This window comes from Anaerococcus sp. (assembly GCF_030825785.1).
GTDB lineage: Bacteria > Bacillota > Clostridia > Tissierellales > Peptoniphilaceae > Anaerococcus.
Genome location: NZ_JAPJPG010000006.1, coordinates 16,396 through 32,211, shown reverse-complemented (window position 1 = coordinate 32,211; position 15,816 = coordinate 16,396). Strand labels below are relative to the sequence as shown.

Annotated in this window: 14 protein-coding genes and 3 tRNA genes; 12 read left to right on the top strand and 5 right to left on the bottom strand. The window is 37.2% G+C overall.

Annotated elements, in window-relative coordinates; translation table 11 throughout:
- Positions 1–7: 7 nt before the first annotated feature.
- The 3 genes from RCH56_RS01725 to murJ all read left to right on the top strand — a co-directional run bounded on the left by RCH56_RS01725 (position 8) and on the right by murJ (position 3,565).
- Entirely contained in the window at positions 8–289 is a 282-nt protein-coding gene (locus RCH56_RS01725) for a hypothetical protein (RefSeq protein WP_306483274.1), read from the top strand.
- 18 nt (positions 290–307) lie between these two features.
- Positions 308–1,834 (top strand): 4Fe-4S dicluster domain-containing protein, encoded by a 1,527-nt coding sequence (locus tag RCH56_RS01720; protein WP_306483273.1) that lies wholly within the window; start codon positions 308–310, stop codon positions 1,832–1,834.
- Between the two features lie 186 nt (positions 1,835–2,020).
- Entirely contained in the window at positions 2,021–3,565 is a 1,545-nt protein-coding gene (gene murJ / locus RCH56_RS01715; RefSeq protein WP_306483272.1) for a murein biosynthesis integral membrane protein MurJ, read from the top strand.
- Between the two features lie 89 nt (positions 3,566–3,654).
- Here murJ and RCH56_RS01710 read toward each other — a convergent pair whose 3' ends face one another.
- Together RCH56_RS01710 and RCH56_RS01705 are read right to left on the bottom strand one after the other, a co-directional pair.
- Entirely contained in the window at positions 3,655–5,385 is a 1,731-nt protein-coding gene (locus RCH56_RS01710) for a hypothetical protein (RefSeq protein WP_306483271.1), read from the bottom strand.
- Entirely contained in the window at positions 5,378–6,283 is a 906-nt protein-coding gene (locus tag RCH56_RS01705) for an AAA family ATPase (protein WP_306483270.1), read from the bottom strand. Before RCH56_RS01705 ends, RCH56_RS01710 begins: the two co-directional genes overlap by 8 nt.
- A 102-nt stretch (positions 6,284–6,385) precedes the next feature.
- On the opposite strand from RCH56_RS01705, the gene RCH56_RS01700 reads away from it, so the two are divergent.
- The 9 genes from RCH56_RS01700 to RCH56_RS01660 all read left to right on the top strand — a co-directional run bounded on the left by RCH56_RS01700 (position 6,386) and on the right by RCH56_RS01660 (position 13,674).
- Positions 6,386–6,829 (top strand): MarR family winged helix-turn-helix transcriptional regulator, encoded by a 444-nt coding sequence (locus RCH56_RS01700; protein WP_306483269.1) that lies wholly within the window; start codon positions 6,386–6,388, stop codon positions 6,827–6,829.
- Positions 6,826–8,589, top strand: coding sequence for an ABC transporter ATP-binding protein (locus RCH56_RS01695; protein ID WP_306483268.1), 1,764 nt, complete (start codon positions 6,826–6,828; stop codon positions 8,587–8,589). Before RCH56_RS01700 ends, RCH56_RS01695 begins: the two co-directional genes overlap by 4 nt.
- Positions 8,582–10,447, top strand: a complete 1,866-nt coding sequence (locus RCH56_RS01690; protein ID WP_306483267.1) for an ABC transporter ATP-binding protein — start codon at positions 8,582–8,584, stop codon at positions 10,445–10,447. Before RCH56_RS01695 ends, RCH56_RS01690 begins: the two co-directional genes overlap by 8 nt.
- 167 nt (positions 10,448–10,614) lie before the next feature.
- Positions 10,615–10,690, top strand: a tRNA-Phe gene (locus tag RCH56_RS01685).
- A gap of 316 nt (positions 10,691–11,006) precedes the next feature.
- Positions 11,007–11,081, top strand: a tRNA-Gly gene (locus RCH56_RS01680).
- A gap of 8 nt (positions 11,082–11,089) precedes the next feature.
- Positions 11,090–11,163: transfer RNA gene (locus RCH56_RS01675), tRNA-Cys, on the top strand.
- A gap of 40 nt (positions 11,164–11,203) precedes the next feature.
- Complete coding sequence (locus tag RCH56_RS01670) at positions 11,204–11,878, top strand: DUF6873 family GME fold protein (protein ID WP_306483266.1); 675 nt, start codon at positions 11,204–11,206, stop codon at positions 11,876–11,878.
- 70 nt (positions 11,879–11,948) lie between these two features.
- Positions 11,949–13,235 (top strand): histidine--tRNA ligase, encoded by a 1,287-nt coding sequence (hisS, locus tag RCH56_RS01665; RefSeq protein WP_306483265.1) that lies wholly within the window; start codon positions 11,949–11,951, stop codon positions 13,233–13,235.
- 76 nt (positions 13,236–13,311) lie between these two features.
- Positions 13,312–13,674 (top strand): desulfoferrodoxin family protein, encoded by a 363-nt coding sequence (locus RCH56_RS01660; RefSeq protein ID WP_306483264.1) that lies wholly within the window; start codon positions 13,312–13,314, stop codon positions 13,672–13,674.
- A gap of 119 nt (positions 13,675–13,793) precedes the next feature.
- Here RCH56_RS01660 and RCH56_RS01655 read toward each other — a convergent pair whose 3' ends face one another.
- The 3 genes from RCH56_RS01655 to RCH56_RS01645 form a co-directional block, all read right to left on the bottom strand.
- On the bottom strand, positions 13,794–14,666 hold the full coding sequence (locus RCH56_RS01655; protein ID WP_306483263.1) for a MerR family transcriptional regulator: 873 nt from the start codon (positions 14,664–14,666) through the stop codon (positions 13,794–13,796).
- A 107-nt stretch (positions 14,667–14,773) separates the two neighbouring features.
- Positions 14,774–15,466, bottom strand: a complete 693-nt coding sequence (locus RCH56_RS01650; RefSeq protein ID WP_306483261.1) for an LrgB family protein — start codon at positions 15,464–15,466, stop codon at positions 14,774–14,776.
- A complete protein-coding gene (locus RCH56_RS01645; protein WP_306483260.1) occupies positions 15,466–15,813 on the bottom strand; it encodes a CidA/LrgA family protein in 348 nt (115 codons plus the stop codon). The genes RCH56_RS01650 and RCH56_RS01645 overlap by 1 nt, the downstream gene beginning before the upstream one ends.
- Positions 15,814–15,816 lie beyond the last annotated feature (3 nt).

The following is a 15,816-nucleotide window of genomic DNA, read 5'->3' as shown; positions in this document are numbered from 1 at the left end:
GGAGATTATGAAAGTAACTGTATGTTCATGTGCTAGATGCACTGCCCACGGAAACGAATTCTTATACGATTCAGCAAACATAGTGAAAACCGATATAGAGTACGCTTATGAGCTTGAGGGCTTAGGAGATGCTCCAGAAATTGAAATTGTCTACGAAAATATAATGGATGAAATCGAAAATCCATCTAAAAACGCTCCATTAGTAAAAATCGACGATACATATATAAAGAAGGCTAAGCCTGAGGTTATGATGGAGATGATGTTTGATAAATTAAAACCAGAGAAGTAGGAAAAGAAGAGGTTAATAATGAAAGAGTCATACATAGATATACTTAATATTAGAAGGATGGCCTTCGAGGCGGTTGCCAAAATTGCCTACGAAAATAGGCCAATTACGGATATTGCCCTAGAAGTGTTTGATATCCTTCCAGGAGAGGAAGCGAGATATAGGGAAAATATATTCAGAGAAAGAGCAGTAATGGGCGAGAGACTCAGAATGTGTATAGGTCTTGACGCAAGAAGTGCAGCTAATACAGATGCTGTCACAGATGGCCTTGATGAGATGGATTATGACAAAAGAATCTACAATCCACCATTAGTCTCTGTTATAAAAATTGCCTGTGAAGCCTGCCCAGAAAATAAAGTCACAGTAACAGACCAATGCCATGCTTGTATTGGACATCCTTGTGTGAATGTCTGCCCTAAAAACGCTGTTACATATACTGCCAAGGGAGCAATAATAGATCAAGATAAATGTATCAAGTGTGGTAAATGTGTGGCTGCTTGTCCATACCAAGCAATCAACCACCAAAAAAGACCTTGTGCAGAATCATGTGGAGTAAAGGCTATTGGATCTGATGAATTAGGTCGTGCTGAAATTAACGAAGATAAGTGTGTAGCTTGCGGTAGATGCATTATAACTTGCCCATTTGGAGCAATCTCAGATAAGAGTGAGATTTACCAACTTATCAAGTCCCTACAATCAGATAGAAAAGTTTATGCTGTAATTGCCCCATCATTTGTTGGACAATTCGGTGTAAATGTAAGTCCAGAACAAATCAGAGAAGCTATCAAACAACTTGGCTTTGATGATGTTATAGAAGTAGGGCTCGGAGCTGACCTTACTACAATGAACGAAGCCCACGAGTTCTTGGAACAAGTTCCAACAGGCAAGATTCCATTTATGGGAACAAGCTGTTGCTTCTCATGGAAATCAATGGTAAGAAAGCAATTCCCAGATATCAACGACAAGATTTCTGAATCATCAACACCAATGATCTATTCAGGAAAACAAATGAAAAAACGTGATCCAAACTGTGAAGTTGTATTTATAGGACCATGTATATCCAAGAAACTCGAAGCCTTAGAAGAAGAAGTAGCTGAAGTAATAGACTTTGTAATAACCTACGAAGAGCTTCTAGGTATGTTCCTTGCTAAGGGAATCGAACCATCAGAAATCGAAGTAGATGAACCAATGATGGATGCTTCAGAGACAGGAAGATTCTACGCAGTAAGTGGTGGAGTTGCCGAAGCTGTCAAGAGAAGAATCGGAGAAATCGACCCAGATGTCAAGGTTGAAGTAGAAAATGCAGAAGGACTAGACAACTGCGTTAAGCTTGCAAGAATGGCTAAACTCGGCAGAATGGACGGAAAGCTTATAGAAGGTATGGCTTGTATGGGAGGCTGTGTCGGAGGACCTGGAACAGTAGTTGCAGAAACGAAGACCGGCAAGAAAGTTAAGGCTTTTGCTGCTGAATCAATCTATAGATCTCCTGCTGATAATGATAAGATTCCTGCAGAAGATAGACCAGATGATAGCAAATTACAAAAATAATATTATAAAAATATAAGGATAAGCCCTCACTCGAAGAAAAAATATAAATCTTCTTTGAGTAGGGCTTTTTTGATAGATATTTCTAGCTTATCTATTATTTACTAAGCTTGTAATAAAGGCATGTTTTATTTGTCTTTATCATTCTAAATGATATAATAAGAAGATAAGAAATAAAGAGAGGTAACTATGGGTCAAACTACTATAATGCTCATGTTTGTGACGGTAATCTCCAAGATTTTTGGATTCTTGCGAGAATCTGTTATGGCGTCATACATTGGAGCAGGTGATTTAAAAAGTATCTACACAACCGCCAACACCCTGCCGGTTGTTATAGCAAACTTCGTGGCTGTTGGAATAATTTCAGGTTTTATTCCAATTTATAATAAGGCCAAGAAGGAAGAAGGGGAAGAGGTAGCAGAGGAATTTACATCAAATATTTTCAATATCCTCATGGTATTTGCTGTTTTTGCAGTAATAATAGGAATGGTTTTTGCTAGGCCATTTTCTAAGCTACTTTCCCCAGATCTAAGCGGTGAGTCTTTGGATCTTGCCACAAACTACACTAGAATAATGATGTTTGCAGTCTTTGCTTATCTTTATTCAGCAGTATTTAGAGGATATTTGAACTTAAAGGGAAACTTCTTCGATCCTGCGATTACAGGAATTATAATGAATATTATAATCATTTTATTCACTGTTCTTACAGGAATCACTAAGAATCCTTATATGCTAATTATCGGAGCCCTCTTGGGTAACTCACTCCAGTACATTCTCTTTCCAAGAGCTTGTAGGAAGGCAGGTTATAAGCATAAGAAAATCTTAGATATCCACAATAAGTATGTAAGAAGTCTGATGATCGTTGCTATTCCAATAATCTTATCATCAGCAGCAGGAGAGATTTCTATAATTATAGATAACTCTATGGCTTCAGCCTTCTTCGGAAAGGCATCTATCTCCAAGCTCTTTTATTCAAAGACAATGCTTACTATGATTACAGGAATAATTACGATTTCTATTACTACAGCCCTTTTTCCAACTATAGCAGAATATGGGGCAAGTGGCGAGATAGGAAAGATGAAAAAATCAATCAGCTCATCTGTAGTGTCTACCATGCTTCTATTAATTCCTGCAAGTATTGGTATGGCTGTCCTTGCGGAGCCTATCATAGGAGTTGTATTTGAGAGAAATGCTTTTACTAGGGAAGATACAATAGCAGTTGCAAGCCTTATCGTAGCTTACGCTCCAAACAACATCTTTCAATCCACTATTGATGTGGTAGATAGGGGCTTCTATGCAGTTGGAGATTCCAAGACACCGGTGGTCGTTGTAATCATCCAACAGATTTTAAATGTTATATTTAACTTTATCTTAATTAACTTCTTTGGCATAAGAGGACTTGCCTATGCGACAGTTTTATCTACTGCTATTGGTACTGTCTTGATGATTTACCAATTTAGGAAGAAATTTGGAAGCTTTAACTTTAGGACTTCCCTAATTTCTCTTATAAAGATAGGCCTTGCGACAGGACTTATGGCCCTAGTTGCTGTAGGAGTTAATGGAGCTCTTTCAAATTTTGCTCCAAGACTTGTGGCCTTATTTGTAGCGATAATTGCCGCCATGCTAGTTTATGGACTAGCAATTCTTCTAGCTAGGATTCCTGAAGTTATGGAAATGGTAAATAGGATTTATCACAAAATAAGTTCTAGGAAAGAAAATAAGAAATTAAAATAGAAATTACCGGCTTAGGCCGGTTTTTCTGTGCTAAAAAAGAGGGACGGCCCCTCTAATTTTTATGTCATTTTTATTATTAGCCTAAAATCCTATTGGAGGATTTGGTTTTTCATAAAAATTGAAACAATCTTTGAGAAGTTTTCTAGATTGGTTATCCTACAAAAATCTGTGTTGTAGATTAGCTTAGCGTTTTCTACGTCTTCTTCTTCTCCGGTGAAGACTCCGAGAATTGAGATTTCGTCTTCTTTTATATTTCTAACTTCCTTGGCAGTATCTTTGACTGCGACTTCCTCTACATATTGGTCCTTATCGAGGAGTTTTACTGTGTTGATATTGCTTCTTTCGTCATTTGGCTTGCCGTCAGAAAGGATTATCACTATATTTTTGGTGTTTTCGTCATCCTTTTCTATTAGTTCATGGATTGTCTTAAAGGCGAGCCCGTCTCTGTTTGATCCAGATGCGAAAAAGTTAAAAATTTTCTCGTTATTTTCCTTTTCGTCATAGTCCCTATATATATTAAAGACTGTAAAATCTCTTAGGGTAGAAAAGCTCATGACTCTAATTGGAATATCTAGGGCATCCATGGCCTTTTCTATAATATAGGCCTCGTTTGCGACCATGGCTTGTCGGCCGATTTGGCTGGCAGAACCATCGAGTATTAGATCAACCTTAAATTTCGATATATCGTCGCTTTCTTCGTTGTTAAAGACGTCGTAGTCGTGGAGAACGCTAGCCCTCCAGGCTTTTGTCGAGTCGATAGCTCCGTAGTTTTTGTAGACTTCGTTGTATTCTAGGAAGTTTGCTATGGAGTTTTTGATCGAAAGGGTAAGCTCGTTGATAGATCTGTTGTTAATGGCAGCATTTTCCTTGATATATTCTTCGGTCTTTTCGGCTTGCTCACGGCGACCTTTCTTATAAAATCTGGCGTTGGCCTTGGTGGAATATTCGCCCCTAGTAAAGTAGAGCCTTTTGTTCTTGTGGATTCCCTTACAAAGTTTAGTCTCTAGGGCAGAGACTTTCTCCTTGGCCATTACAGAAAGTCCGTAGAAGTCCTCGATAAATTCAGTAGAAGAGTGGTAGGTGTCTTCTCCTGTGTTTAGAAACATGAGGTTTTTGTCATTATCTTCCTTTTTTTCGGCGAGATATATATTTCCTGTAAACTCCGCACTTCCTATACCAAACTGCTCTGAAAGATATTCCTCGGAGTACTCAGCGTTCTTGTCATCTATCTCATCTGGGTCCTTGAAGTCCTTGGCCTTATTTTCTGAGACCATTTCCTTAAACCTATCCCTATCCTTGGCCGACCTATCCAGGCGGAAGTATTTCTCGAAGAAGTCATTTAATTTATCGACTAATTCATTGGTCCTTGTAGTGTGAATTGAAAATAGGGCATAATAGATATCTCTAAAGAGCTTGCCTTCAGTAATTGGCCTATCTAAAATCTTCCCGTAGTAGGCCTTCTCGATTTGCTCCCTTAGATCTTTGGGCTCATGGTAGGAATACTTCGCCATAACCTTTCTTGCGTATTTTTTCCTAAAATCATCTATTACTAAATTTTCTTTTGCTATTTCCTTAAAGGCTATTTCTTCCATTAGGATTTCTGTCATAAACTTGAAATCATCAAAGAACATGTTGTCTTTTTTGATATAGGCGAAGAAGGAATCTAGGATTTTAAAATCAAAGGTCCCTATCTTAAAGCCTGTGATCATGTTTAGATAGATATCTTCCATGGGATAGGACTTTTTGGGAAGAAACTTGTAGGTCTTGGCGAAGTCCCAGATTATGTTGTACTGTCTAATCTTTTCTAGTTGATCATTCATCAAATACACTTTCTCCTATATCTGTAGGAATTTTACTCTTTAGGGCGTCGAGGACTATTTGTCTTTCGAATTCATCGAAGGATTTGTTGACAAGACCCATCATCAGGGCTTGGTAAGGAGATAGACCAATCTTAATTGTTTCAATAGCTCCTATTAGTCCACGTAGGTCGACTGACTTAGTAGAAATCTCGTTGTTTTCGCTCTTTGTTTGGAGACTTATAAATAAGTCGATAAAGGCCTTCCTGTATTTTTCCTTAAGGGTTGGGAAGTTATCAGCTAGGAGCTTATCGAGATTTCCCTTTGTAATATTTGGTACATTTATAATCATAAATCTTGAAGAAAGGGCCTCGTTAAGCTCTCTTGTTCCTACATAGCCGTAGTTCATGGTGGCGATAAATCTTGTATTTGGGTCAAGGGCAATCTTATCGTAGCCTGCAAGGTCTATTATCCTTCTATGGTCGAGGGTTGCGTGTAGGACTGAGATAGCTTCGTTTTTGGCCATATTTATCTCATCTAAGATGGCAAAGCCACCCTTTTCTGCCGCTTCCGTTATAGGACCCTTCCTAAAGACAACTTCGCCGTTTTTGAAGGTATCTGCACCTATAAGGGCTGCGGAGTCAGTATTTACGTGGAAGGATACGTTGTAGGATGGTCTTTGGAAGAGGTAGGAAAGATTTGATGAAAGTACATTCTTTCCTGTAGCCTTTGCTCCTGTAAGGAGGATGTTTTTTCCTGCGAGGAGGGCGGCTATGGCTTGCTCTAGAACTTCCTTGCCGTAGTATTTGTACTCAGGTTTGATCACCCTGTCGTTATCAGTAAGTCCATTTTCTTTTCTATATTCTTCTAATTGTTTTATCAAATTTTCGTCTATATTTTCTTCTTGTAAGTATTTAATCATGTTTCACCTCGCTTTATACTATACAATCTAAGGAGGATTTTTCACTTGACATAGTCCAAAATCGGACTATAATATGATGGTAAACAAAAGTAAGGAGGGTAGATGGACGAAAAACTAAAAGCCATAATTAATATTTTTTCTCTACTAAGAAAGGCCAACGGCCTCAATAGGGAAAGAGCAAACTATTATGGCCTAAACGATTTGGAAAGTATGATTCTAATCCAAATCGGAATGAATGAAAAAGTAAAACAAAAGACTCTCGTAAATAAGTTCAAAGCCCCCAAACAGACTATAAATAGCGCAATCATGAATTTAAAGGAAAAGGAGTTTATCGAACTTAGAAGAGATGAGGATGACAAGAGAGCGAAAAACCTCTACCTTACTAAGAGGGGCGAGTTTAGGATGAGAGAGGTCTTAGTCCCAATAGAAGAGGCCATCAGAGCCATGTATGAGGATTTGGGAGAAAAGAATGTAAGAGAGATTACTAAATACTTAGAACTTCTCTTGGATTCAATTTCTAATAATTTTATGAAGGAGGATAGATGAATAGTATAAAGGAATTTAACAGATCCTTTTCTTATATGAAGAGGCATCTTGGAAAGTACAAAAAAACTAGATTGCTGTCACAGATATTCACAACGCTTGAGACAATTCTAGAACTACTTATACCAATGATTATGGGTATGACCCTAAATACTGCCGTAAACGACAAGGACTTAGGTCTTGCTATAAAATATGGAGTATTGATGGTAGTTCTTTCTCTTGTAACCATGTACTTTGGTATGCAAGCTACTAAAAACGCAGGTCTTACTTCGAGTGGACTTGCTGATAATGCAAGAAGGGCCCAATACAAAAACATACAGAAGTTTTCTTTCGAAGACTTGGAATATTTTGGAGTTCCATCTCTCTTAACCAGGTTAACTTCTGATATGCAACAGCTAGCCCAATCAATGTTTATGTCAACAAGATTTGTAAGTAAGACTATTGTTATGGCTATATTTTCCTTTGTTTTAGCCTTTAGGGCCAGTGCCAAATTGTCCCTTATATTTCTTGTAGCAGTGCCTTTGCTTTTCATAGCCTTGATGGCACTTACTACCTACGCTTTACCAAAGTTCAAGAAGGCTCGTTTCCAATACGATAAGTTAAACCTAGTTATAGAAGAAAACTTAAACAATATGAGGGTAATCAAGTCTTTCGTTAGAAAAAGATATGAACTGGATAAGTTTGGCCTTCAAAACGAAGAGATGTTTAAGCTAGCAGATGGTTCACAAGGACCTATGAGCTATGTCTTCCCTGTAGCAAACTTTATTTTGTTTGCAACCTTCGTAGGTCTAACCTACTATGGCGGTATCGAGATTATCGAGGGTAGACTTGGTGTAGGAGATCTAATTTCCTTTAACATGTATGCAATTATGCTTCTAGGAGCCTTCATCGGCATGAGCATGGTTCTTACTATGTTTATGGCAGCTTCACCAGGTATAACCCGTGTAGTTGAAGTTATAAAAAGAGAGCCAACAATGGATAATGATGACAAAGTAGAAGGTCTTGATCTTGAAGATGGATCAATCGACTTTGATGATGTCTCCTTTAAGTACGATGAAGATTCAGATAATTATCAGCTTGAAGATATCAATCTTCACATCAAAAGCGGAGAGTCAATAGGAATCCTTGGGCCAACAGGATCTGCCAAGTCTACCCTAGTCCAACTTATACCAAGACTTTACGATATAAGTAAGGGAAGCCTTAAGGTTGGGGGACATGACATAAGAGAATATGACCTTAAGACCCTAAGAGATAGGGTTTCGATAGTACTTCAGAAAAACACACTTTTCTCTGGAACTATAGCGGATAACTTACGCTGGGGAGATAGCGAAGCAGGTGATGAAGAAGTTCGTCTTGCAGCAGAAATTGCCCAAGCAGATGATTTCGTAAGAGCAAGAAATGACTCATATGAGTCAGTCCTAGGTCAAGGAGGAAGTGGAGTTTCCGGTGGTCAAAGACAAAGGCTAACTATAGCAAGGTCTCTCTTAAAGAAACCAAAAATCTTGATACTCGATAACTCAACCTCTGCAGTAGATACCAAGACTGAAACTGCGATTATGGAAGGAATAGATAAAAACCTAAAAGACTTAACCAAGATTATAATCTCACAAAGGGTATCTTCTTTTAAGTACACAGATAGAATTATCGTTATGGAAGAAGGAAAAATTTCTGATATAGGCACTCACGACGAGCTTTACGAAAGAAACAAAAACTACAGACAAACTTATGATATTCAACAACAAGGAGGTAATGATAATGACTGATAATCGCATACAAAAAAAAGATTACAGAAGGAAAATGTCATTTAAGTCCTTGTCAAGGCTCATGGCCTATCTCTTTGATTACAAATGGCAGATGATTGTGATTATCCTTGGAGTAATAATATCTACAGTGACCCAAATTTGGGGAGTAAATATGCTCCAGCCTATTATAGATAATCATATCCTCAAAGGAGATGTCCCAGGACTTAAGACTGCTGTCATACAAATGGGCTTTATCTATTTAGTATCGGCTGTAACAAGTTTAATATATTCAAGACTTATGGTAAGAGTCGGTGAAAGATCAATCAGAAACATAAGACGCGACCTTTTTGATAAGATTCAAACTCTTCCAGTAAGATTTTTCGACAATAACCAACATGGGGAGATAATGAGTCGTTTCACAAATGATACGGACGTCTTATCCCAAGCCTTGGCCAACACAGTTCCAACAATTATAAGAAGTGTACTTACCTTCTTTGGAACCCTAATAGTTATGTTTAAGCTAGACTTTAACCTAACCTTATGCTTAATCATAGGACTTGTAGTTATGATTCCAATTCTATCAAAGATTGTACTAAGGTCAGGGAGGTTTTTCGCCAAGGCCCAAGCCAACGTGTCAAAGCTTCACGGCTTCAATGAAGAGATGCTTTCTGGACAAAAAGTGGTTAAGGTATTTTCAAGAGAAAAAATTGCAGAAGAAGAATTTATTGAAAAAAGTGAAGAACTAAGAGCAAGCTTTGCCGAGGCAATTATCAATGCAGGAAAAATCATGCCTTTTCTCCTTAACTCAGTGAACATACTCTACGCTCTAATCACAGTACTGGGAGTTTACCTTACTATAAAAGGAAATATCACAGTCGGAGTACTTGCAGCATTTTTATCAAATATTAGACAAATCCAAAACCCTATAGTAAACATATCCCAACAAGCAAACGCAGTATTCCAAGCCCTTGCAGGAGCTGATAGGATATTTGAGGTGATGGATATGGAAGAAGAAATCGACACTGGCTATATTGATCTTGTAAGTGCAATAGTTAAAAGAGACGGAACTATTACAGAGCATGTTGGAATGAATGGAAGATATGCTTGGAAATGGGAAGAAGACGGCGAAGATAAATACCAACTTCTAGAAGGAAGACTGGAATTTAAAAACGTGGACTTCTCATATGATGGCAAAAACCAAATTCTAAAAGACATTTCCTTCTACGCAGATCCAGGCGAGAAGATTGCCTTTGTAGGTTCTACTGGAGCTGGAAAGACAACCATAACCAATGTGATTACAAGATTTTATGAAATAGATAATGGAGTAATTGAAGTCGATGGTATTAATATCAAAAATATCAAAAAAGAAGCCCTAAGAAAGGCTTTCGGTATGGTCCTTCAAGAAGTAAATCTCTTTTCTGATACAATCGAAGGAAATATCAAATATGGTAAGCTTGATGCAGATTCAGATCAGATTAATTCTGCCGCAAGACTATCAGGAGCAGACTCCTTTATCAAGAGACTTCCTGAAAGATACGATACAGAAATAAACGGAGACGGATCAAGCCTATCAGATGGGCAAAATCAGCTCATATCGATATCAAGAGCGGCGATAGCCGAGCCACCAATGCTAATCCTAGACGAGGCGACAAGCTCCATTGACACAGCAACAGAGCTTGAAGTAACAGAAGCGATGGATAACCTCATGGCAGGATCGACTTCAATAGTAATAGCCCACAGACTATCCACCATCCAAAACTCTGATGTAATAATGGTAATGGAAAATGGAAGGATAATCGAAAGAGGAAGCCATGATAAGCTAATAGAAGAAAAAGGAACCTACTGGCAACTCTACACTGGCCAACTAGAGTTAGACTAGGAAACAGTTGAAGATAAAAGATGAAATAGGCGGATGAAAAATTCCGTCTATTTTTACATAGAATGACATAGATAAAAGCTTGATAAATTAAAGAAAATCCTAAGGGCAATGAAAACATTTGACAAAGCCAAAATCCTATGTTATCATATATAGGTATTAACTAATAAGCCCAGATAGCTCAGTCGGTAGAGCAGGGGACTGAAAATCCCCGTGTCGGTGGTTCGATTCCGCCTCTGGGCACCAGAACAAGCCCCTCCGGCTTATAGAGGAGTCTCCATGAAATGGTCGCAGGGCGAAGCCCGAGAATAGAAATCCTGTCTGGCCAGTAGAGGATCCACCACGGAGTGGTTCTGCGTAGCAGAAGGCCCGTCTGGCCAAGGAGGAAGTTCACCTTACTATTATAAGTATAAGAGTATTATAAACAATTCCTTATCTTATGCGAATTCGAGAGATCTCTAAGCATTGATATATTGGTTTCTTAGCTATTTAATATTTTAAAATTAAATAAAATATAATAAAAACTTTACAAATCCAAATTATGATATATAATAATAGATGTGCGGATGTGGCTCAGTGGTAGAGCATCGCCTTGCCAAGGCGAGGGTCGCGAGTTCGAATCTCGTCATCCGCTCCATTGTTTTTGGCGCCATAGCCAAGTGGTAAGGCAGAGGTCTGCAACACCTTTACCCTCAGTTCAAATCTGAGTGGCGCCTCCAAATCGCTCTCTTCGGAGAGCTTTTTTTATTAGGAGTATTTATGTTAATTTTAAGTAATAAGGCAAGTTTAGAGTTTAAGAAATTCTTAACTGATCAAAATATAGATTTTATAGAGACTATAGATAATCCAAACCTCGATAGGAGGATTGCTGATCATCCTGATCTTTCTATTTTCGCCATAGATAGTGATAATATAGTAGTAGCCGAGGAGGTCTTTCCATATTATAAAGTGAAGCTCTCTTCTAAAAATCTTATAAAGGGATCATCTGTTTTTAAGAAATATCCTAAAGATTGTATCTATAACCTCTTGACTTTCAAGGATTTTTATATCCACAATGACTTTACTGAGGAAAACATCGAGAGAAGCCTTAAAGGGAGGAATTATAAACATCTTTTTGTAAAGCAAGGCTATAGTAGATGTTCTATTATTCCTCTTAGAGAAAGTCTACTTACAAGCGATTACGGGATTTATAAGGCCCTTAAGGACAAAGTAAATATTATCTTACTAGAAAATGATAAAATCGAGCTTGATGGTTTTGGCCAAGGCTTTATTGGAGGAACTTGCGGTATTATAGATGAGAAATTAGTTTTTACTGGAGACATATCAAGACAAAAGTCCTTTAAGAGAATCAAAAAAGCTTGCGATAGGGAAAATATAGAAATTATTTATCCAAAGACAGACCTTACTGACCTGGGGTCTTTGATTTGTATATAGGCTGTCTAGGCTTTTTTCTTTTGGAAAAAATCGTATAATTTATTATAGTAAAGAAAAAAGAGAGGATAGTATGAACATTGTAAAACCATCTACAATTGCGGGGGTAATGGAACTTTTACCTAAGGAGCAATTAGTTTTTGATAATATTAAAAACATAGTCGAAGAAACCTACAAGAAATATCAATTTATGCCAATCGATACGCCAGTTATTGAGAAAAATGAGATACTCTTCGCTAAGGGAGGCGGAGAAACTGAAAAACAAATCTATGAGATTGCCTCTGATTCTAAGGATATGAGTTTGAGATTTGATCTAACTGTTCCTCTAGCACGCTACGTATCAGAGCACTTTCAAGATCTAAATTTCCCTTTCAAACGCTATCACATAGGAAAAGTCTACAGGGGTGAGAGAAATCAAAAGGGAAGATATAGGGAATTCTACCAGGCTGATATAGATATTATTGGCCATAACAGTCTTTCGATTTACAATGACGCCCTCCTACCAAGGGTAATTTATGAGATATTTGAAAAGCTAGATTTTCCTCAAATAACCTTTAAGATAAATAATAGGAAACTTCTAAATGGTTTTTTTAAAAGTTTAGGAATAGAGGATACTACCGACGTCCTAAGGACAATTGATAAAAAAGACAAGATAGGCATAGAAAATACATTTGAAGAACTTGTTAAACTAACAGATGAGAAAAAAGCTAGGACAATCGTAGAATTTATAGAAAACGAAGATTCTAATGAAAAGCTTTTATATAAGCTCTTTGATTTTTCTGGTGATGAGCTTTTCCTTGAGGGAGTAGATGAGTTAAATAAGGTCTATAGGTACATGGTTGATCTAGGCATACCTGATGACAACATTAAAATCGACCTTGCCATAACAAGAGGGCTCGATTATTACACATCTACAGTCTATGAGACCTTTATAAATGGATATGAAAAGATTGGTTCTGTCTGCTCAGGTGGAAGATATGAGGATCTTGCAAGCAATTTCTCCAAGCAAAAACTACCAGGAGTAGGTATGTCAATCGGACTTACAAGACTATTCTACCAACTTCAAGAACTCGGTCTAATTGATGAGATGATAAAGAGCTTGACAGATATTCTTATAATTCCAATGGATGAGTCTATAAATGAATATGGTATAGAAATCCTAAACAAACTAAGAGATTCTGGGGAAAGTGTAGATATCTACCTTGAAAGCGTGAAGTTTAAGAAGAAGATGAACTATGCGGATAAGTGTGGAATAAGACGAGTAATTATCTTAGGTGAAGAAGAGATGAGTAAGAGAGAATACTCCATAAAGGACATGGAAACTGGAGAGCAAGTTAGTAAAAAATTCGAAGAACTTTGATTTATAGGCTATATTTTTTAAAATATTGGGTATAAGTTATTATGTAGACAACATATGATCATATGGAGGTAAAAATATGACAAAATTAACTGAAACTGTACAATCAGGTGATTGGAAAGCTGAAAAACACGTACCAGAACTAGAAGTTGAAAGACTTGAAGATGGTAAAATAAGAGTTAACGCAAGAGTTGGTAAGGAAATTGAACATCCTAACACACTTGAACACCACATCGCTTGGATTAAAGTATTCTTCAAGGCCGAAGATGGCAAATTCCCAGTAGAGGTTGGATCATACCAATACTCAGCTCACGGCGAAGATGAAATCTTTTCTGAACCATGTGCATCAGGCGTAATCAAAACAGAAAAGAAAGGTACTTTCTACGCACTAAGCTATTGTAACATCCACGGTCTATGGGAAAACTCACTAGAACTTGACTAATAGATAGAAAAAAGCGGATTTTAGGGTCCGCTTTTACTTTTGACAATTTTCTTTATTTTATGTATTATTTAAATCTCGAATAAGATATAAAGTTTTTAAATTCTTTTATATTATCTTGCTTATCTTTTTTCGATAGGGATAATTATTTTTGTCACATGCTTAGATGGATCGTCGACATCTAGGGGAGAGATGAGAAACTCCTCTGTTATAGGACCTGTGACCTTGTAACCATGGTCATTAATCCGAGTTAGCATTTTCTTATGTTTTTGTCTAATATTTTTGTAATCTCCCACATAATAGGAAGTTACAGCTTCGAATCCTCCCCAAAATCTCGTTACTCTTTTATTAAGTCTACCAGCCTCGATTTTTGTTACCTGCATAGCAAATTCTACGTCAGAGTTTTTTTCTAGAAATTGATCGAAGGGCCTTCCGTGAAAGATTATAAGAATTGACCCCATCATTTCTAGGCCATTTTCTGTGCATTTTTCGTATATATCGATCCATCTTGCAAGAGTAATATCTGGATGAACGTAATTTTTCATAATTTTTCTTGAAAATACCACTGGGTTTTCTTCTATGTAGTCGATCTTAACTGGAAAGTCTATTGGATCTATTCCTTCCTTAATTATGTAGTCTGTAGCCTTCTTGGCCCTGGCAAATCTTTTGATAGCAATATCACAGGCAACCTTTCTAGCCTGAAGTATTTGTATTTGTTTTTCATATTCTAAAGATTTTTCGTAAATCAAACTTTCCAGATTGTCTAGAGAGTTTACGTCCAAACTATTTTTGAGGGCCTCTATAGAAAAACCTAGATTTCTAAGTCGTCTTAGGATGAGAAGAGTCTTAAGACTTTCTTTGCTGTAATATCTGTAGCCTGTTTCATTATCTCTGTAATCAGGGCAAAATAGTCCTATTTTATCGTAATATCTCAAGGTCTCTTTGGGAATATTGCTCATTTTTGAGACTTTACCGATAGTATAGTGATCTTGCACTAAGGCCACCTCCTTTTGCCAATTTTATTTTATGAATTACAGATATTATATCATAAAAGAAAATATTATACATAAAAAACTGCCAGAATATACTGACAGTTTTTATCTTATGCTATTAAGTTTACAACAGACATAGCAAGTGGCATAAGAAATACAGTTATGATACCTGCAACAGCTATTGAAAGTCCGCTCATAGCGCCCTGAATCTTACCTATTTGTCTAGCTTGGCTAGTACCGACAGCGTGGCTTGCTGTTCCTATTGCAACACCTTGGGCAACAGGATCTTTTAGTTTACATATTTTTAGAATACTTGGCGCCATAGCAGCTCCTATTACACCTCTAAACACAACTATCATAGCAGTTAGGGCCACGATACCTTCGTATTCATCTGTTAGTGAGATGGCTATAGCTGTTGTGATTGATTGAGGAACTAGTGATGTAATCATCTGTCCATTAAATCCAACTACTTTTGACAAGATTATTGCCAAAAGCATTGAGAAAATAGAACCTATTAGAACTCCGACTAAGATTGGAACTAGGTTAGCCTTTAAAGAGTCAAGGTTTGCGTATAGGTCTAAAATCATTGCAACAGTAGCAGGAGCGATGAAAAACGCTATGAAATCTCCACCTTTTTTGTAACTTTCATAAGGTATGCCAGTTACTGACAGAAATCCAATTATCAATAGGATTGCTATGAGGAGGGGATTGGCAAGTGGTTTTTTTACTTTGCTATTTATCCATTTTCCTATTTCATAGGCAGCAAATGATAGGATTATACCGAAATATGAGTTATCAAACATTATTTCTTCCTCCTTTGTAGTAATTGAACAACGATACCTGTTACGGCCATTGTCAAAGCTGTTCCAATGGCTGTGATAATTAACAATTTGGCAATGTTACCTTGGATTACATCGTAATTTGCTATTATACCAACGCCAACTGGAACGAAAAGGAAGGCTAGATTGTGTAAGATACCATCTGAAGTCTCTTGTACGTCCTCAGGCTTTAATATTTTAAAGTTAAGTGCTATAAAGAGGTAGATCATACCATATACAGCCTCAGGTATAGGGAAGTTTATGAGGTGTCTCGTAATGACACCTAGGAATAAACATACGCAAAGAATTACAAATTCTTTTAGATAATTCATTGC

Excerpts from the sequence above, each read along its gene's own strand:
- RCH56_RS01650 (WP_306483261.1), bottom strand. The coding sequence starts at position 15,466 with ATGTTTGATAACTCATATTTCGGTATAATCCTATCATTTGCTGCCTAT.
- murJ (WP_306483272.1), top strand. The coding sequence starts at position 2,021 with ATGGGTCAAACTACTATAATGCTCATGTTTGTGACGGTAATCTCCAAG.
- RCH56_RS01720 (WP_306483273.1), top strand. The coding sequence starts at position 308 with ATGAAAGAGTCATACATAGATATACTTAATATTAGAAGGATGGCCTTC.
- RCH56_RS01700 (WP_306483269.1), top strand. The coding sequence starts at position 6,386 with ATGGACGAAAAACTAAAAGCCATAATTAATATTTTTTCTCTACTAAGA.
- RCH56_RS01660 (WP_306483264.1), top strand. The coding sequence starts at position 13,312 with ATGACAAAATTAACTGAAACTGTACAATCAGGTGATTGGAAAGCTGAA.
- hisS (WP_306483265.1), top strand. The coding sequence starts at position 11,949 with ATGAACATTGTAAAACCATCTACAATTGCGGGGGTAATGGAACTTTTA.
- RCH56_RS01670 (WP_306483266.1), top strand. The coding sequence starts at position 11,204 with ATGTTAATTTTAAGTAATAAGGCAAGTTTAGAGTTTAAGAAATTCTTA.
- RCH56_RS01725 (WP_306483274.1), top strand. The coding sequence starts at position 8 with ATGAAAGTAACTGTATGTTCATGTGCTAGATGCACTGCCCACGGAAAC.
- RCH56_RS01695 (WP_306483268.1), top strand. The coding sequence starts at position 6,826 with ATGAATAGTATAAAGGAATTTAACAGATCCTTTTCTTATATGAAGAGG.
- RCH56_RS01690 (WP_306483267.1), top strand. The coding sequence starts at position 8,582 with ATGACTGATAATCGCATACAAAAAAAAGATTACAGAAGGAAAATGTCA.
- RCH56_RS01710 (WP_306483271.1), bottom strand. The coding sequence starts at position 5,385 with ATGAATGATCAACTAGAAAAGATTAGACAGTACAACATAATCTGGGAC.
- RCH56_RS01645 (WP_306483260.1), bottom strand. The coding sequence starts at position 15,813 with ATGAATTATCTAAAAGAATTTGTAATTCTTTGCGTATGTTTATTCCTA.
- RCH56_RS01705 (WP_306483270.1), bottom strand. The coding sequence starts at position 6,283 with ATGATTAAATACTTACAAGAAGAAAATATAGACGAAAATTTGATAAAA.